Here is a 19,134-nt window from a genome sequence, read left to right on the forward strand (position 1 = left end):
GCGGATTAGTAGTCAAACAAACGTAGTTCAGTGATTAGCACTGTTTCGATGAAGTGGAGTAGCACGTATTTATTGTAAGTTAAAGCACTATTATCTCAATAATTTTACGTAGTTATTACTACAATCAATGAAAACCCATCTCAAACAACAAGAGCAAATCCAAAGGGTTGAAAACAAGATGAATCTTGAAAACAATCAGCATAAAGACCGACTTCTTGTCTCTTACATCTTGTGTGCAGTCGGATTTGTCGGGGTGGGAGGATTGCACCGTTTCTACAATGGCAAGATCGGGACTGGTTTGTTGTGGCTGTTGACTGGTGGTGTGTTTGGTATAGGGCAGATCGTGGATTTGTTCTTCATCCCCAATATGGTTGACAACTACGAACACAAGCTGAGACTAAAAGCAGGTGTATCTCCCTTCGGTGTGCCGTTAAATCAAGCAGTAGTTGCCTCTCAAGTCCACCGCCCAACAGGCAACCAACTCATGATTAAACTGATCGAAGCGGCAGAAAGCAAAGGTGGTATTTTAACTGTCACTCAAGGCGTAAAGTTCACGGGAGCTAGCTTTGCTGAAGTGGAAGCTACCCTCAATGAGATGTACAAATCAGGTTACGTGAAAATAGATAACGACCCCAATACTGGAGCCGTTATCTACCATTTCCATGAACTTTAAATAGTCGTTTGTCATTTGTCCTTTGTCCTTTGTCTTTTGTTAAAAAAACTAATGACTAATGACTAATGACTAATGACTAATTTATACCTAACCACTTTTGACCGTCCAAGCGCTGAACTAAGCCAAATACCAACAAATCGAGGGTAATTTTGCGCTCATCGATTAAGAATGACTCAAGAGTGCTAGGTTTTTTGCCTTCATTACAGGAAAATCCCTTTTTCCCTTGAATATCTTCTTCGGGAAAATACAGGTTAAATTGACGCAGACCTGTTTCTTTCCAACTGCCGATAATTTGCCAGCATTCTTCAGCAGATTCAAAGCCAGTGATTGGCACTTTCTGCTTCGCAAAAGACACCTGTAAATCTTGCACACCTTGTTGAGCGATCGCTTTTTGTAAAGCTGGCAAGTAGTCTTGCTCGATAAACTCTACAAATGGCTTATCTTCAACAGCTGGGGCTTTTTCCTTTTTGGTGGCTTTAGCTGCGGCTGCGGGTTTTTCTCCTGTTGCTGCGGCGGCTGCGGGTTTTTCTCGCTTGGGTGATGCAGCAGCTGGTTTAGCTGCATTGGGGTTATCTTCGGGGTTTGCAGCTTTAGGATCTGGCGTGTTAGCAGTAGGAAGGTCTGTGGCTTCGGGTGAGTCTGTACTAGGAGCGTGTTCTTCAGCCACACTGGGAGCTTGCTTGTCAACAGTGCTGGGAGCTACTTCTCCCGCTTGATTGTGATTGGTTGGGTCTGCCATTGCTCAGGTCAATCCTTTAATCTAGCTTTTGGAGCGATCGCTCACCTTGATGTATCGGGTATTTTTATTTTGACATACTAATGCAGCACGGCAAAAATAACTGTGCAGTTAGAAATTTGCTAAAACCAATATGTATATAGATGCACATAACAAGATACCCCTGTAGTTGCGCTAATGCCTTGGGGGGAAGGTGTAGCCGGGAGGTAAATATATGCAGCCTCACAAAGAATTGGTAATAAAACCAGAGGAACAATTTGATTGCATTTAGGTTGCGATGTCTGACAACAAGCCCAAAGCAACGGAAACCTCTTGGCTTTGCGCTGTGCGTCTACGCCCTAGCAAAAGTCTGATTTAGTCCTCCACAAAAGGCATTAAAGAAGTTGGAAGTTGGAAGTACAGTTTTGTAATGGGGATTTAGACCCCACCACAAAACTTGCGGCTTGTTAGTTGTCGGGGACAAAAAAGCGCGGAATTTGGTTAAATAAAGTTCTTGCAGAATCAGGTTAAAGGGCAAAGGAAAAGAAATGAGATTTTCTTTTTACCTTTGTCCTTTAACCTTTTTTTATAGGACTTACGCAAAAATACACGCGCTCAGGGGCAATTCATGAATTGCCCCTACGTGAAATAAGGGTTTCGGCTATTGTTTGCGTAAGTCCTGTTTTATTCTTTTTGTTAAAGGTACTTTCAAGTCAATAGGACTAAGGCTTATGCACTGTACAAATTAGTCATGGTATGCATCTACCAAAATAGGTTTTTTCAAGCTTTTATTGGTCATTTTTTGATTGGAAATACACCCACACTGTAGGGGTAATTAATAAATTAGCCCTAAGACAGATGTGTTTTTAAAACATCTACATTTGGTATTTACTTTTAATGCATAAGTCCTAATGCTAATAGCGATCGCCTGCGAAGATTAAATCGTTTAATAGCTATTAAAACAGTCGAGTTATGCTTGTATCAGTGAGGAAAAATAATCAGTAAATACTAAACTTTAACCGAGATATTATGAAATCTTAACATTACTCAAATATAGTGTTAACAAGATGATTCCAAATACAGTTTTTAACCTTAAAATTTGACTTTGAATCGGCAAATCAAAGACCCTTTTCTATTTGTTCAATGAACAAATAGTAACTACAACAGTATTGGGTTAAGTTGTCTTAGCCTGTTTACAGTCAAAGGTTTAGTAGTGTTTCAGTTTTGCAAGCTTATAGGCTATATAAGCAAAGTTAAGATAATGCAAGCTAGTTTTAACTTTTAGCCTGCGAACGTTAGCTCTTGTTTGTGTCGTTAAAGACTTCTAGCCAGATAGCAATTTGCACATTTGGAATGCTGCATATTTGGAATCTTCCCAAAAGTTTAACAGTTTGAATTAAGGAGAAAATTCTCATGGTTCTTTACGGCTATACCATTGGAGATGAGGATATCAATCCTAGCCAAGGTGGAGAACAAGTCACAGTTTACCGCTTCCCTATAAGCCCCCTTGCTACTACTCCCCAAAGAGTAGGCGAAATCAATGCTGGGAGTATTCTGAACGCAGACCTAGAAGGTTTGGGAACTAACCCCACTACCCAAAGGGCAAGTGCGGTTAACGAAGCACGTGGCAGTGGTACTACAGCAATTGATCCAACTGTTATTCGCGTCGATAATGTAGATCAGCCTTTTGCTCCGGCCACAGCGTCACCAACACGTACACCATCTGACCTACGTCGTTTTGGGGTTGACTCAGGTGCTGACTTTAATAGTAGTGCTTTATACAACATTTCAGGGAATGATGATACCCGTAATGGGACAGTAGGAAGCTCTCTTTATAGAATTACTACAGCTAACCCTGGAACTATTAGCCTTGTAGACGCCTTTGGCCCAGCTACTACTGCTGCACAAAGACAAGGAACTCAACCTACCAACTCTCAATTTGCCGATGGATTAGCTATCGACAATCTCAATCCTGGTTCTACTCGTGCTTTTGCTAGCGATTTCAGCACTCTTGATGGAGATGGGAACCAGCTTTACAAAGTCGATTTGCTCACTGGTGAGCTATCTGCACCGATTGCTTTGAGAACTCCTTCAGGGCAAGCTTTGAACGCAGATTCTGGATTGGCATTTACTAACAGCGGATCTCAAAGATTGTTGGCTTTGCTGGAAACTGGCGCTGTCTATGAGATCACAGGCTACCAAGATGAACTTGCTGCATCAGGTCTAGGTTTAGGTAGTGCTGGTGGTACTAATGGTGCTGGCTTTGCAACCGCCACCTTACTTGGTAACGTTAATTTACCAACTGCTGGTGGTCAATATGAAGGCTTTACGATTGTTAATGAATAACAGTCGTTAGGATACTCTTTCTTCAACTCTTGTAAAACTACTTTTACAAGAGTTGAAGAACGGAGCTAAAGATAAAAAAAGTGATTCTTCAGTACTTGGTATGCTAAATCAATCCGCTAACAACCTGAAAACATTGCTGTACAACAAAAACAGGCGTTATCCTGCAAGATTTTCGGCTTTTCTAGCGATTTAGGCATTTATTTGCTTTATTTTAAAGTCAAATTTTAATGTTTCACTAATAATTTGGCATAACAGGTACTGAAGAGCCAAAAAAGTTTTAATTGCCAAACTACCTGTACTTTTTGTAGAGACTAACTGGATTTTTTTTGAAATTTATTCTATCCTCTAACCCTTTTTTAATTATTTTTGTTAAGAGGTTGTTCAAAAAGTAGTTGCTTGTTATTTTAGGCACTTATAGATCCCCCTAAATCCCCCTTAAAAAGAGGGATTTAGGGGGATCTATAACATTTTGCTACTGACAAGAGGATTTTTCAAACGTCCTCGTAAAGGTACTTTGAAGTAAACAGACTAATGGCGATCGCCTGCAAAAATTAAATCGTTTAATAGTTATTAAAACAGTCGAGTTATGCTTTCTTTATTGAAACGATATAAGAGGCATATCAGTGAGTGAAAAAACTCAGTAAATACTAAACCTTAACCTAAAATTATTAAAGCTTAACCATTAGAAAAAGATTTCTTAATATTAGTAAAATATCTTTTTATTAAGATAACTCCAAATACAGTTATTAACCTTAAAATCTGACTTTTAATGGGCAAATCAAAGACGCTTAATTCTCTGTTCATTTAATCCGACTTGGAAATAATGAGTTTCTAAAAAATGTCTTTAAATGTAACTAGATGTAGTTTTGAGATTTGTACCCCCAACATAGTTAGATAGCAATTTGCACATTTGGAATGCTGCATATTTGGAATGTTCCCAAAAGTTTAACAGGTTTCAATAAGGAGAAAATTCTCATGGTTCTTTACGGCTATACCATTGGAGATGCGGATATCAATCCTAGCCAAGCTGGAGAACAATTCGCAGTTTACCGCTTCCCCATAAGCCCCCTTGCTACTACTCCCCAAAAAGTAGGCGAAATCACTGCTGCGAATATTAATAACGCAGAACTAGAAGGTTTGGGAACTAACCCCGCTACCGGAAGGGCAAGTGCGGTTAACGAAGCGCGTGGCGATAGTTTAACACCTGGTCCTGTTATTCGGGTAAATAATGTAGATCAGCCTTTTGCTCCAGCTAGTGCGTCACCAACACCTACACCATCTGACCTACGTCGTTTTGGGTTTGACTTAGGTGCTGACTTTGGACGTGACTATTCAGTAGCTGGTCAACCAATTGTTCTATACAACATTTCAGCCGATGGTGAGACGCCAGTAGGAAGCTCTCTTTATAAAATTACTACAGCTAACCCTGGAACTATTAGCCTTGTAGACGGCTTTGGCGCACCTACTACTGCTGCACAAAGACAAGGAACTCAACCTACCAACCCTGGAAAACTTGCCGATGGATTAGCTATCGACAATCTCAATCCTGGTAGAACTCGCGCTCTTGCTAGCGATTTTAGCACTGGTGATGGAGATGGAAACCAGCTTTACAAAGTAGATTTGCTCACTGGTGAGCTATCTGCACCGATTACTTTGAGAACTCCTTCAGGGCAACCTCTGAATGTTGACTTAGATTCTGGGCTGGCATTTACTAACAGCGGATCTCAAAGATTGTTGGCTTTGCTGGAAAATGGTGCTGTGTATGAGATCACAGGCTACCAAGATGAACTTGCTGCATCAGGTCTAGGTTTAGGTAGTGCTACCGGTTCTAATGGTGCTGGCTTTGCAACCGCCACCTTACTTGGTACAGTCAATTTACCAAGTGCTTCGACTGGAGCCATCGATTATGAAGGCTTTACGATTGTTAATGAATAACAGTCGTTAGGATACTCTTTGTTCAACTCTTGTAAAAGTAGTTTTACAAGAGTTGAAGAACGGAACTAAAGAGAAAAAAGTTTTATTTGCCAAACTACCTGTACTTTTTGTAGAGACTAACTGGATTTTTATTTTTAAATTTATTTAATCTATTCAATTACGGTTTTGGTGCGTTAGCCTACGGCATAACACACCCTACTGGCTTGTCAAGGCTAAAATAGTGCATTATTAAATGTAGGTTGGGTTTCGCGTTGCTCAACCCAACCTACGTTTAATGCATCATTTTAGGCTTGACACCCTACTACGTATATTTCTAACAGGACTTACGCAAACAATAGCCGAAACCCTTATTTCACGTAGGGGCAATTCATGAATTGCCCCTGAGCGCGTGTACTTTTGCGTAAGTCCTATCTAAAATAAATATGAGTTTTATACTCAAGGTAAGCGTGTCTAATTGTGTGTTAAATAATATTAATAATTATAGTGGTGTAATCCAATAAGTAATGCCTTGGACAACTTGCTTATTAAAACCAAACAGAGGTAAATTCTCTTCAGTTAAACCCACATAACTCCAATGTGGAACATCATTTTGTACAGTTTGAAACCAACCATTTTGATTAAGAGCTTTTCTTTGTTCTTTACTACCTACGCGTAAATCAATTGCTAATCCCCAGAGATGTTGTGAAGTTCCAGGAGGTGCAACCACACCGAGAATTTTTGTTTCTTTGCCCTGTTGAACTTTTGCTAAAATTTGATTGTTAGCATATTTGTGCCAAAATCTTAAATTCGTACTAAAAGTGCGAGTACAATCGCCATAACCATAACCAGATTTTAGCGGTATCCGTTGTTGTATTCGCGCTCTATTTAAAGCATCAGCCGCCGATTTTTGTAAATAACAATCATTAGTGCCATCAACATGACCCATTGTTAAAGTAGCTTGAAACTCTTGGGTTTCTTGTTCATTAGCAAAGATATCTTTTTGCGGCAGTTTAATTCCGTCATTTTGATTTACAAAGACTGCGCCGTATGCCCTTAGCAAAATATATTCATAAGTACCAGGCTGGGGAACTGTTGATAACTTCCTAGCGATCGCAGATAAAAAACGCTGTTGCTTATTTAATTCTGGATTGGGAATAAATGGTTTTGATGTTGTCTCTTTAGAGATATCTGTACAAGGTAACGAATCAGTACTCAAGCATCCGTTTAATGGTTGGGCGGTTATAGCAACTTTGTGGTGGTTAATCTCGTTACTAGCTACTAATACAAAAATCATCAAAATAACTATACTGATGAAAGTTGCCTTTCTGATAATTTTGGTAATATTTCTTTGCTTTTTAAGGGTAAGTTTCATTTGTAAATAATTGCTTAGTTGATTCAAGAATAAAGTTAATCAGTTTCTGGTAAATATTTATTATTAATGACTTAAAAACACAAATTGTTTATCGGTTTAAAACTATATTTTTATGCAAGTTATAGACAGCATTTAATATATATCAGTAATAAATTAAATTGGTGCTAATAGCTAAACCTGTGAACAATAGTTGTGAGAAACAACCCGGAAACTTGTCACAATTTTTAAAAAAGATTATATTTTTTACTTAATACTCAAGTTTAAAAATGGAAACTTGTCTTTAATTCACTACTAGTAAATTTGATAACTTTTTTATTAGAAAGATACATCCATGAAACCACTGGAACAGTTAAAATTGAAAAGAACTCTAAGCTTGCTGATCCTGTAAGTATGACCATGCACAATTCCGTTGAATTCCAAGACGCTTTTGATGTCATAGTCGTCGGTGCAGGTCACTCCGGTTGCGAAGCAGCTCTTGCCTCTGCACGCCTCGGTTGTCGTACCCTGCTATTGACGCTCAACTTGGATAAAATCGCTTGGCAACCTTGTAACCCAGCAGTGGGTGGCCCGGCCAAATCTCAGTTGACTTATGAGGTAGATGCACTCGGCGGGGAAATTGGTAAAGTAGCAGACCGCACCTACCTACAAAAGCGTATCCTCAACTCTTCACGGGGGCCTGCTGTTTGGGCATTACGCGCCCAGACGGACAAGCGCGAATATGCAGCAGTGATGAAGAATATTGTCGAGAACCAAGAAAACTTGACAATCCGCGAAAGTATGACAACAGATTTGGTACTGGGTGCTAACGGTGAAGTTATCGGCGTTGAAACTTATTTTGGTGTCGGGTTCCAATGTAAAGCAGTAATCTTGACGACTGGCACCTTCCTGGGAGGCAAAATTTGGGTTGGTAACAAATCAATGCCAGCCGGACGCGCTGGGGAATTTGCGGCTGAGGGATTGACACAAACCCTGAATCGCTTGGGATTTGAAACCGGAAGACTCAAAACTGGAACTCCAGCCCGGGTAGACAAGCGATCAGTAGATTATAGTAAAATGCTCATCCAGCCAGGGGATGAAGATATACGCTGGTTTAGCTTTGACCCAGAGGCGTGGGTAGAACGGCAACAAATGCCTTGCTACATCACCCGCACAACTGCCGAAACCCATCGCCTAATTCAGGATAATTTGCACCTGTCGCCAGTTTATGGCGGTTGGGTGGAAGCGAAAGGGCCGCGTTATTGTCCCAGTATTGAAGATAAAATTGTCCGTTTTGCCGATAAGGAAAGCCACCAAATTTTTATTGAACCAGAAGGAAGGGATATACCCGAACTTTATATCCAAGGGTTTTCCACAGGATTACCAGAAAATTTGCAATTGCAAATGTTACGGACTCTTCCTGGTTTAGAAAAATGTGTGATGCTGCGTCCGGCGTATGCTGTGGAATATGACTATTTACCTGCAACTCAGTGTTACCCCACACTGATGACTAAGAAGATTGCGGGATTGTTTTGTGCTGGGCAGATTAACGGCACCACAGGTTATGAAGAAGCCGCAGCTCAAGGGCTGGTGGCAGGAATTAACGCAGCTCGATTTGTTCGCTCTCAAGAAATGATTGTCTTTGCCCGCGAGCAAAGTTATATCGGAACGCTAGTTGATGACTTGTGTACAAAAGACCTGCGCGAACCTTACCGGATGCTTACCAGTAGGTCTGAGTACCGATTGATATTGCGTTCTGACAATGCCGACCAACGCCTGACACCCTTGGGACGGGAAATTGGTTTAATTGACGATCGCCGCTGGGATCTATTTACCCAAAAGCAAGCCAATATTACCACAGAAAAACAAAGATTGCAAGCCACACGAGTCAAAGAACATGATGAAATAGGAATAGCGATCGCATCTAATACCCAGCAATTGATTAAAGGTTCAATTACCCTCAATGACTTGCTACGGCGTCCAGGATTCCATTACGTTGACCTCGACAGGTTCGGACTAGGAAACGCCAACCTTAACCGTGCTGAGAAAGAAGGCGCAGAAATTGACATCAAGTATTCTGGCTATCTCGCTAGGCAACAAAATCAGATTGACCAAATTGCCCGCCAAGCGCACCGCCAGTTACCTGCGGATTTGGATTACACAACAATTGATACCCTTTCCAAAGAGGCACGGGAAAAGCTAACTCATGTAAAACCACTCACTCTTGGTCAAGCTGCACGTATTGGTGGTGTAAACCCAGCAGATGTTAACGCTTTATTATTATATTTAGAATTGCGTAGAACCAAGAGCCAGTCAGAATTTCCAGCGTTAGCTTAACACAAGCTTGATAAAGACTGAGTATAGTAGTAGGGAGGGAGATTGGTATGATAGATGACATAAATATTAGTAGTGGCATCATCAACAATCCCCAGATTAAAGTTGACTTTAATACCAACGCTCAACCAACTCGTCTCAATCAGACGGCGGATTGGATATTTTATCTGTAATCCTAATTCCCAGGCAGTAGGCGCGGCGTTTCCTCGTCCTAGCAACAAAGATAGAAAGTCTATGTTACAAGAAGCCAGCACCCGTCTCATAGTACCGGAACCATCAGAAGACTTAATCGCCAACGAGCCTTGGTCGATAGAAAACTATGCTGATGGTCTAATGGATGAACTCTTTGCCGATATCGACTCCATTCTGGATGTTAGTGGTAATCTGCTTTCTCAAACCGTTCGGCACAGTAGGCAGAACAAATCGAACCAGTCTGTTGCTGGGGTTTCTCCCCAATCTCAACGCCAGTCGCCTCCAGAATACGTGCCTGTGCAAACAGTGGCGATACCGCAGATTATCTTACCGAACACAGTGAACCAACCAGTACACTCAGTTGCTCAAGATAACCACAAACACTTGAGTACCGTTGTATTTGACACCGCCACCGTAAAAAGAGTTAGTAGAAAGCGTCAGAAAAGTAGTCATACTTTGGGCAAACTGCTGATGGTGGGAACAACTTTAGGCGTGGCGATCGCTGGTATTATCTACCTAGTACAGTCTGGAGTCGTATATCTTTTAAATACCAACTTGACCCAGCCAGCTGTTCTAGTGCCGCAACCGCAGTCACAGTTGCCAACAAAAGTAGAAATTGAGGCAGATTTAGTTGACTACATGCTTCAATCGCTGGCAGTTATAGATAAGCAAGAAGTAAAAAGCAATCAAAAATCTGCCAGCCCAGGATTTTCCAGTCAGGCAAATACTAAGCAAGTAGCCCTTGCTCGTGGGCAAACAACTGGTAATCTACCATCACTTCCACTTCTAGCTAACAATACACCACCAGTCCCCAACCGTTCTGGAAGCGTTGTTGAGCGCATCTACGTTCCCGTTTATCAAGCGCCGTCGCCCATGCGCTACGCCCTCCCAGCCATTCCTGGGACTCCCACACTTTTACCACAAGTTGCGAGTGCGTTACAGGGATCTCAACCGAATGTTGTGAAAAATGCCCTGAATACGGTGCGACAAGCTGCCAAGCCTGTAACTGTCAACATGTTAGCTGCGGCTGTAAGAGCCGAACTTAAACCTGTAGCTGCGAAAACTGCACCGATTATCGTCCGGCAAACACCCAGCCCTCTGCCTGCATTACCAGTAGTTCCATTACGTGCAGCACTAGCCCCAGAGTCAGAACCAACTATTACCCAAGAACAAGTATATCCGGCAGTTGCGATCGCAGATGCTCCGAGTAATACCTTAGAAGGATTACTAGAGTTAGGCAACAAATCTGCCGCTTTGTTTAAAATTGATGGCGTAACTCGTCGCATCAATATGGGTGAAAGCATTGGCTCAAGCGGTTGGACATTAGTAGATGTAAGTAATGGTGAAGCTGTTATCCGCCGTAACGGCGAAGTGCGATCAATTTATGCAGGGCAGAAATTATAAGCTATTTAAACCTCTCCCTAGTAGTCTGTCAACTCAACAATGCTTAAGTAAACCAAGTTATAGAATATTTCTCTCTGTGTTCTCTGTGCCTGGAGCGGTTCATTTAATCCAACCATTGTTAGGTTGACACAGTACTAGTTGAGCAGAGGTTTGCAGAGTGGCGAAATTTAATGCATCAACTCACCAAGAATTAGCTCCTCACTGGTGGGTTAATTTCAAAATGAATATGATTATCGTGACCACTCAGAGAAACACAAAGTCTTTCTTTAATTAGCTGTTGATCGTTAAAAAACACTGCCCGCACCAGCTTTTGCTTACGAATAGACTTAAGAATAGCTCGTGCAGCATCTTGATCGTATTCAGAACTCGACCAAAGGATGCCACCGAAATTTCCATTTTTTTTGGGTAAGTAAACATCGCACATCATGCCAGTTTCATGTCCATGATGGTCGGGAGTATCGCCTCCATAAGGAAGACTAACATCGTTGATTGCGAATGGAGCAGCTGTGGGCCGAGTGTTACGATAACTGTCTTGATAATCGTGGGCAATTTTTTTAATCACATCAGCTAACCAGTGTGTTCCAAAATCGTGGTTATCTTTGGTGTCTTCCAGTTCACCGTTAACGAAACCATTATTACGATCGCTTTTTGGCATCAACTCCCATCGTGGTGCATTAGCTGCTTGCAACCATCGATGAGTAATTCCACCAACATCAACTCGACCATCACCATTAACAGTACTCCGACCAGCAATAATTGACTGAAATAGTTTGATTGCGTCAAATAGTCCTCTGTCTCTGTCTGCACTGTTAGGATCACCTACCCATCTGTAGCCTAGCTGATGCAATCGCGCCTTAATAGCCTTAACATCATCAGCTTTATTGACTCCGCCAATTCCCACACTACCACCGAGTTTAATTACCTTCGCTCCTGGTAAACTGGATGCTGTAGGTTGTTGAGTGTTCTCATCATCCTTGTTATCGAAAGGAACAACAACTTTAATGCGGATCTCTAGAGTTTGATCGTCAACAGCAATTATCATACGGCGATCGCCTTCTTGTTTAAAGACGAAATCAAATTGCCATTTGCCGTCCTGACTGATTGCTACACTTGCAGATGGAAATTGATCGTCGCTGATAATCGACAAAACTTTTCCCCTGTCAGCTAAACGAGCTATACCTTCAACCCTGAAACTTTGCCCTACTTCCACTTCTTGAGGCGCACGAATTAGCTGTAATTGTTCCACTGAAGCGGGAATGGTAACTCCCCCTGCATTAGCCAGTAACTTTTGCGCCTCTGGAAGTAAGTCCACAACTTTACTTACATATTTAGGATCAGACGAATAGCCTTTAGCCTTGAGAAAGCCAAGGAAATTTTCTGGCGTATTGGTATAATCTTCTAAACCTTTATAGGGAGTGCGAGTTAAAAACTTCCAATAACCAATAATAAAAGCATCTATATTTGTAAATTTACAGAACTCAATTTCTTCTGGCTCAGAAGGAACTTTTATTTTCAACGGTTCGGCAAACCCTTTCATCTCAGGAACTCGCCATTTTAATCCGGCAAAATTGTTAGCATTGACAGCAAGATCACTTTTCCCTCTAGCAGACTCTAATAACCATTGTGCGAGGGTAACTTCTTTTAAAATTTGCCGATTAATATCGGTAATTTTTCCACCTTGAAGACCAACTTGTATAAATATTGTTGCTAAATCTTTATTAAAATAATTATTGACTAAATCATCTAGTAGTGACATAGATTTACCCTATTATAAAGCTTTTTTACATCCCCAACTTCTTAGAGGTTGTTTGAAAAGTGTTTCACTGTGACTTTAGGTACTTTTAGATCCTCCCTAACCCCCCTTAAAAAGGGGGGAACCGGAGTCAAAGTCCCCCTTTTTAAGGGGAGCCAGTGCGGTCTTTGGGGTTTCCCCCATGAGCAACTGGCGTGGATTTAGGAGGATCTAAAACTTTTGATACCAACAAGAGGACTTTTCAAACATCCTCTTAGATAAGTTGGGAATATAGGTGTTAACGAATGAATTTAGATATAATTAGTTAATCTTTTTCTATAACTTTGGCATATCCAGCAAAAACAAAATGCTCGTTTCGGTTTCCTTTGCTTTTATCAGGCCACTTAACCCAATAATGGTTTTCTTCAAAACGCACATCTAAAACGGGGTAACTCCCTGGCTGAATATCGATTAAAGATTCTTTTGGTAACTCTGATGCCTGTTCTGTAGAAGGCTTTAAAACAGTTGTTTTTGTAATTTCCAAAATGTAATTTTTATCAGGTTTAGCTTCATCATCATTTGACTCACCAATTAATCCATCTTTAATCGCTTCAGCCATTTTTTCAGCATTAAAACGATCCATATCTACTTTGGCATCACAAAAGCAGCACTCAATTAAAATAGCTGGCATTTGTGTATTCTTCAGAACAAAAAAACCTGTATTTTTAACTCCTCTATCTTTGAATCCTAGTTTAAGGATTTCTTTGATAACTGATTTAGCTATACCTTTTGATGCATTGCTAATAGCAAAAACTTCTGTGCCATTGGCTATAGTGTTAAATTTATTAAAGTGAATTGAGACAAAGACGTTAACGTTATTGGCATTCGCTTTATTCACTCGTTGTCTAAGAGAATCGTTTACACTGCTAGCGCTTGTGGCAGTGCAATCGATAGCAGTATGACCTGCTGCTTTAAGTTTTTGTATCAATTGTGTACCAACTGCTTTAGTTAAAATATCTTCTTGTTTTATGCCTGTTGCCCCTGTATCGTGAGGAGGGCAATTGTGTCCCATATCAATACCAAATTTCATAGAGTTGATGTCCTTTTTATGACTTAAGAAGTACGGTTTAACTCACTATACTGTATTAATTATTAACCTAAATGCGCTCGCTCTGTCAGTGAGGAAAAGTGAGTTGTTCCTGTAAACAAATGTAACATTTAACGTAAGAATCCCATTAAAAACAGAAATTTCATAAGTTCAACCTATAAATAAAGCAGGCTGACCCATGACGGCACAAGAGGCGCTGAATTTAATTGATACTCTTTTATGCTCTACCTTTGGGCAAAGACTCAATGACGTTCAATCTGTAGTTTTGCTGGAAAGTTGGCTGGGACGCACCTATGCGGAAATTGCGGTGCAGATAAGTTATGAACACGACTACATCAAACAAGTCGGTTCTCATACCATTTCTTTGTGAGGCTGCGCCAAACTTTCTTTCTTTGTGTCCTTTGCGCCCTTTACACTTTTTATAAATATTACGAATTAGTAATTATTTAGTCATCGCTTTGAGGAGAACCACGCCCTAGATAAGAGCCTTTGCTTTAATAAATGTTTTGCCAAGCTTTCACCGTCCCTTTGCCAATTTCGCTATCAACAGTTTGACCTCCTTCCAAGACTAGTCTGATGTCTAAGTTCTCATCTGGAGCATTTTTCAAAGCAGTGGCTAATTCTTGACTGACAGAAAAAGTGCCGATTGAACCGTCTAATTGAAAAACTTTTTCCCTGACTTTAAGTAAAAGTTTATCGACTTTCCTGGTAGTGGCAAACCTAAGAAAGTCAGGTCTGGGATACACATGACCTGCGGTGTAGAAAGGAGACCTTGCTTCACCCGAATTTACAGTTACGAGAACTCGAATGCTCGAAGGAGTCCACAAACTAATAACTTGCTTTGAACCCTCACGGTACAAATAGCCACCCAAGGAGTTGCGGTCAAAAACCCCAAGAAACTCCCCTTCAAAAGGGTCAACGATTCTCACGGCTTTCGACCAAGGCACATTCATATCGGGGGACAGTCCTGCTGATTTGACTACTGGTAAATCGCTTGATGCTTGGGCAAGGCTAGCTACCTCTTGAACAGTGAAAGCAGGACAAACTTGAGGTGAAAGCACAGCCAAGATAGCCCCTAAAAAAAGAACTGGAATTGTCTGCGGTAAGTTCATCATGAGTCAGGGGTACAATCTTCAAAAACAATAATCGGACAGCCTTTATTAGTCATCCCCCGCAAGACTTTTGTTTGCTATGAAGCTTTGAAAATTGAGCAAATTCCAGTGTTTTGGGGCAATGTCTTTATGACTCGCGGCATTCTTTACAAGACGCTTTGCGTAGCTTACTATCAATAATACACAAGTACTAATTAGTTGCGGACACTTAAGTAATATTATTTAATAATACAAAAAGGGTTGAGGTTTTTGTGCCAGAGTTAGTAAATGTAATTTTATTTTTGACATAAAGATAAAAGCAGACATTCCCAAACTAGCCGTGGTTGAGCGTAAGAAAGTAAGTGTTTACGAGATTGTTCTAGCTGCTTCATGATGCTGGGTTGATGCCACTGCTGCCAGTAGAATTGCTGAAGATAATCAACTAACCACAGTTGGGCTTCTGTATCTAAATCCTTATCAATTTTCTTGGCTAACTCCAAGGCTTTGCGGTAGGAAGCAGGGGCTTTTTTTAAGTCTTCGAGTAACTCAGAGGGAATAGCTTGTAATTGCTCGTAAGATGCGATCGCACTTCCGGCACTGCCAGCTGCTATGCTCAATACTGCCTGATTTGGCAAAATTTCTTGATGACCAGTTTGTGTGAGTACAACAGCCAAAGACTGTGCATCTAAGCGATAAAAAGGAATGCGTTGACAGCGTGACACCAAAGTTGGCAAAACAGACTCTAAGGTAGGTGCAATTAAAATTAATGTCGCCTGTCCCGGTTCTTCTAAAGTTTTAAGTAAAGCATTCGCTGCTGCTTCTGCCATTGTTTGGGCTTCTTCCAGCACCACCACATTCCTTGGTGCTTCCAAGGGTGGACGACTGAGAAACTCGGTAATTTCCCGAATTTGCTCTAGCCGAATTACAGGTGGTGCTTTACGCTTAAGTCCTTTCTCAGCCGCTTCTGCTGCTGTTAATCGTTGTCCCTGGTATTGGTACGTCGGTTGCACCCACAACAAAGCTGGGTGGTTTCCCTGACGCAAACGGTTTTGTAAAGCCGCAGTGACTCCCATCTCGCTAGAAAATAGCAATTCCACAAAACACCTGGCTGCTAAACTTCTTCCTACACCATCTGGCCCCACAAATAGATAGGCTGGGGCAACCCGATTTTGTCTGACAGCCTGAGTGAGTAATTCTACGGCTTGCTGTTGTCCTACAAGTGGTGCAAATGGGTTAATAATTCAGTGCCTTCGCCAAAACAAGAATATAGAAAACAGAGGGCTGATGTAGTAGAGTTGTTGTCTTCTTGAACAACAACTTAGAAGCTACAAAATGCCAATATTTGACATACTAGCACTGTTGCAATGACTTCTACCGCGTAAGGGTCGTAGTGTTTTTAAACGCAGAGGGGCGCAAAGTAAGCGCATAGGCGCTTCGCCTTCCCGCAGGGTAGGAACGCAGAGTTTTTTTGAACAGAATTTGTTACAACAAACTTATGCAATGTTGTACTTAGGAAGTCTCAGATGTCGTACAAACAATTTATTTATTGCTGGCAAAAATGGTTACCTCCTATCTTGGTACGTGTTGCTGTACGTGCAGTGGTAATAATTTGTCTAACAGTAGGGGTATTGGGCATCTTGGGAAGCACTGCTCCGATGAGTAATGCTCAACTGGTAAGTAACACTAAGGGTATTCAAGATAAACAGACACCATTAAAATCAACAGCGTTAAATGCCACTGTATATCACAGTCCTGATTGTAATTGTTGTGGTGGGTGGATTGACCATTTAAAGACACAAGGTTTTCAAATCACAGACTTTTCCACGCCTGACATCGAAACAGTCAAACAAAAGTACAATGTGCCAGATAACTTGTCATCTTGCCACACAGCAATTGTTAATGGATATGTCATCGAAGGACACGTTCCAGCAGACGACATCAAACGTTTGCTTCAAGAAAAGCCAAATGTTGCTGGTTTATCTGTTCCTCAAATGCCCGTAGGCACTCCTGGGATGGAGATGGGGGATCGAAAAGACCCGTTTTCTGTGCTTTCTTTTAATCACAAGGACTCAGTTGCGGTATTCAATAAATATCCATCCTCTTGATGTAATCTGGCTGTATTCAAAGGGAGCATCCCAAATGTGTAAAAACATATTTTGTCATTGCGTTCGCCCTTGGCGTTCCCGCAGGGTACGTAATGAAATGAAGCGTTTGCGAAGCGTCTCTTAGAGTTGCAATCGCAACATCTAGACTTTGTGATTGCTACCCTACGGGAACGCCAAAGGCGAACATTCCGCTTTGCTTCATTCGCAATGACAATCTCTCATCTTGGTAAATTTGCTTGCATTGGGATGCTCCCTATTCAAAGGATGTTTTAAAAGCGGATTTTCATGTATTTTGGCGATTTATAATCGCTAACGCCTTTTAAAACATCCTCACATTACCTGAATCAGTAGTAAGAGATGTTACTTGTTAGAATCAGCTTTGATCAACTGCGACAAATGACTGAACCATCTCCCTAACCAGAAGGGAGATGCTGCACTTGCAACATTTTGAGAAAGAAGCTCAATGGCATGATTACAATCTTGCAGACTTGCATCGAGTCCCATTGTGTGATATATTTCGCGGGCATGGCAAAAAGCATCCATCGCTTCTGATTCTCGATTGATTTTTTCTAACACCAAACCCAAACTAAACCAGGCGTTTGCTTCTGCATTTTGGTCATCAAGATTCCTTCTGATCTCTAATGAATATTGATGAAACTCAACCGCCTTTTGGTACTTTCCCAGAGCATTATAAGCATTGCCCAACGCACTTAAGGCCATGGCTTCACCATTGCGTTGGCTTTGCCCGCCGTAGGCATTGCAGATGAATCTTGCCAGTTTTAACCATTGCTGGTAAAACTCAATTGCCAGTTGGTACTGTCCCAACGATTCATAAGTATTGCCCAAACTTCCCAAGCAAATGCATTCCTCAGTCCAATCGCCTATTTTCCTGGTAATACTCAACCACTGCTGATAATACTCAATCGCTTGCTCGTACTTGCCCAGGCATTCATAAGTATTGCCCAAACTTCCCAAGCAAATGCCTTCCCCAGTGCGTTGGCAATGCCTGCCGTAGGCAGCGCCTATTTTTCTGGTGATGCTCAACCACTGGTGATAAAATTCAATTGCTCGCTGGTATTTTCCCAGTGATTGATAAGCGTTGCCCAACCCAGATAAAGATTTAGCTTCTCCTAAGCGATCGCCTATTTCTTTCGCTATATCCAACCACTGCTGATAAAACTCAATTGCCAGGTGATACTCGCCTAGTGAGTGGTAAGCATTGCCCAAACTTCCTAGACAAACGACTTCCCTATTGCGATCGCCTGTTTCTCTGGCTTTGTGCAAGCACCGCTTTTCAAACTCAATGGACTCGATGTTATTTAGGCTCCCGGATTTAATTACTTCTGTCATTATCTATAGAAAAGGAAATTTGTGATCGATAAGCTGTCGATTATACAATTTTCTGTGGCTTTCGCACACTATAAGAGCAACTTATAGGCACAACTTCTCTCAAAATTTAGAAATTGTTTTTCAACATCAAACTTTCTTTTATACACAGGAATTTCTGCGTAGGAAAGGCTTTTATTTATATTGGTAACAAGCGCATGAATATACTATAATAAAAATTTCGCTTTTTCAAAAGATATAAGAAAAACCAAATCAATCAGCAGCAGCATAATCAGGCAATGCGTTGAGTTGTAAATTAACAGCACTTAGATAATTTTGGTCGTTTAAAAGTTGTGATGGTAATTTATCTGCATTAACAGCAGCCTTCACCAAATCTTTTGCAATAATCTTTCTGTTTTGAGTTTTAAATATTAGCGTTTCTCCACTAGGAATCCCATGCTGCTTCAAACCTCCCTGATAAGCAAAAGTAACTAGATTAAAAGGCTGGAGGTAACTAACAGAAGTAGAATTGATGGATAAATTGTTAGAGTTAATAGCTATCTCGCTACTATTATTACTCGCTGTTTGAGCGCCAGCGATTCCAGGTACAAGAGTAATAAAAGCAAAAAGCAGTCCAGAATTTATTAAAGTAACAAGTTTCATACGGTTTATCTTAGGAAAATGCGATCGGTGTTCTTTAGTAATAGATTCTTCTTTATTATTAATCTCAGCTTCCTTCAGTCAGGTCACCTGATCGGTTGATATATGACTCACTCAAAAGGGTGAGCTAAGTAGGTAGGCGGGAGAATTCATAACTACGTCATTGCGAGTGAAACATTCGCGGAG

15 protein-coding genes are annotated in these 19,134 nt (G+C 41.1%); 7 read left to right on the plus strand and 8 right to left on the minus strand.

Features of this window, described 5'->3' with window-relative positions:
- Nucleotides 1-178: 178 nt before the first annotated feature.
- The gene (locus tag LC653_RS25435) at nt 179-673 is read left to right on the plus strand and encodes a TM2 domain-containing protein (RefSeq protein WP_229497494.1); all 495 of its coding nucleotides are present in this window, start codon (nt 179-181) and stop codon (nt 671-673) included.
- A gap of 76 nt (nt 674-749) precedes the next feature.
- On the opposite strand, the gene LC653_RS25440 is transcribed toward LC653_RS25435, so the two are convergent.
- Nucleotides 750-1,412, minus strand: coding sequence for a DUF2996 domain-containing protein (locus tag LC653_RS25440; protein ID WP_229497495.1), 663 nt, complete (start codon nt 1,410-1,412; stop codon nt 750-752).
- A 1,389-nt stretch (nt 1,413-2,801) separates the two neighbouring features.
- On the opposite strand from LC653_RS25440, the gene LC653_RS25445 reads away from it, so the two are divergent.
- Together LC653_RS25445 and LC653_RS25450 are read left to right on the plus strand one after the other, a co-directional pair.
- A complete protein-coding gene (locus LC653_RS25445; protein ID WP_229497496.1) occupies nt 2,802-3,734 on the plus strand; it encodes a water stress protein WSP1 in 933 nt (310 codons plus the stop codon).
- 975 nt (nt 3,735-4,709) lie between these two features.
- Nucleotides 4,710-5,669, plus strand: coding sequence for a hypothetical protein (locus tag LC653_RS25450; protein WP_229497514.1), 960 nt, complete (start codon nt 4,710-4,712; stop codon nt 5,667-5,669).
- A gap of 478 nt (nt 5,670-6,147) precedes the next feature.
- Here LC653_RS25450 and LC653_RS25455 read toward each other — a convergent pair whose 3' ends face one another.
- The gene (locus LC653_RS25455) at nt 6,148-7,020 is read right to left on the minus strand and encodes a D-alanyl-D-alanine carboxypeptidase family protein (RefSeq protein WP_229497497.1); all 873 of its coding nucleotides are present in this window, start codon (nt 7,018-7,020) and stop codon (nt 6,148-6,150) included.
- 390 nt (nt 7,021-7,410) lie between these two features.
- Here LC653_RS25455 and mnmG point away from each other — a divergent pair, with 390 nt between their 5' ends.
- Nucleotides 7,411-9,333, plus strand: coding sequence for a tRNA uridine-5-carboxymethylaminomethyl(34) synthesis enzyme MnmG (mnmG, locus tag LC653_RS25460; protein WP_229497515.1), 1,923 nt, complete (start codon nt 7,411-7,413; stop codon nt 9,331-9,333).
- A 231-nt stretch (nt 9,334-9,564) separates the two neighbouring features.
- Complete coding sequence (locus LC653_RS25465) at nt 9,565-10,926, plus strand: hypothetical protein (protein WP_229497516.1); 1,362 nt, start codon at nt 9,565-9,567, stop codon at nt 10,924-10,926.
- Between the two features lie 190 nt (nt 10,927-11,116).
- Here LC653_RS25465 and LC653_RS25470 read toward each other — a convergent pair whose 3' ends face one another.
- Entirely contained in the window at nt 11,117-12,682 is a 1,566-nt protein-coding gene (locus LC653_RS25470) for a glucosaminidase domain-containing protein (RefSeq protein ID WP_229497498.1), read from the minus strand.
- 301 nt (nt 12,683-12,983) lie between these two features.
- Nucleotides 12,984-13,748: an N-acetylmuramoyl-L-alanine amidase gene (locus LC653_RS25475; protein WP_229497499.1), complete on the minus strand. Its 765-nt coding sequence runs from the start codon at nt 13,746-13,748 to the stop codon at nt 12,984-12,986.
- A 196-nt stretch (nt 13,749-13,944) separates the two neighbouring features.
- Here LC653_RS25475 and LC653_RS25480 point away from each other — a divergent pair, with 196 nt between their 5' ends.
- A complete protein-coding gene (locus LC653_RS25480; RefSeq protein ID WP_229497500.1) occupies nt 13,945-14,136 on the plus strand; it encodes a helix-turn-helix domain-containing protein in 192 nt (63 codons plus the stop codon).
- A gap of 124 nt (nt 14,137-14,260) precedes the next feature.
- Here LC653_RS25480 and LC653_RS25485 read toward each other — a convergent pair whose 3' ends face one another.
- The gene (locus LC653_RS25485; protein ID WP_229497501.1) at nt 14,261-14,881 is read right to left on the minus strand and encodes a hypothetical protein; all 621 of its coding nucleotides are present in this window, start codon (nt 14,879-14,881) and stop codon (nt 14,261-14,263) included.
- A 272-nt stretch (nt 14,882-15,153) separates the two neighbouring features.
- A complete protein-coding gene (locus LC653_RS25490) occupies nt 15,154-16,098 on the minus strand; it encodes a DNA polymerase III subunit delta' (protein ID WP_229497517.1) in 945 nt (314 codons plus the stop codon).
- Nucleotides 16,099-16,380: 282 nt separating this feature from the next.
- On the opposite strand from LC653_RS25490, the gene LC653_RS25495 reads away from it, so the two are divergent.
- On the plus strand, nt 16,381-16,962 hold the full coding sequence (locus LC653_RS25495) for a DUF411 domain-containing protein (RefSeq protein WP_229497502.1): 582 nt from the start codon (nt 16,381-16,383) through the stop codon (nt 16,960-16,962).
- A 360-nt stretch (nt 16,963-17,322) separates the two neighbouring features.
- On the opposite strand, the gene LC653_RS25500 is transcribed toward LC653_RS25495, so the two are convergent.
- Both LC653_RS25500 and LC653_RS25505 read right to left on the minus strand, forming a co-directional pair.
- Nucleotides 17,323-18,312 carry a tetratricopeptide repeat protein gene (locus LC653_RS25500; protein WP_229497503.1) on the minus strand — a complete coding sequence of 330 codons (990 nt, stop codon included), beginning with the start codon at nt 18,310-18,312 and terminating at the stop codon, nt 17,323-17,325.
- A 249-nt stretch (nt 18,313-18,561) separates the two neighbouring features.
- The gene (locus LC653_RS25505; RefSeq protein WP_229497504.1) at nt 18,562-18,951 is read right to left on the minus strand and encodes a hypothetical protein; all 390 of its coding nucleotides are present in this window, start codon (nt 18,949-18,951) and stop codon (nt 18,562-18,564) included.
- Nucleotides 18,952-19,134: the final 183 nt, after the last annotated feature.

It is taken from the genome of Nostoc mirabile CHAB5784, from assembly GCF_020829645.1.
Taxonomy (GTDB): Bacteria; Cyanobacteriota; Cyanobacteriia; order Cyanobacteriales; family Nostocaceae; genus Nostoc; species Nostoc mirabile.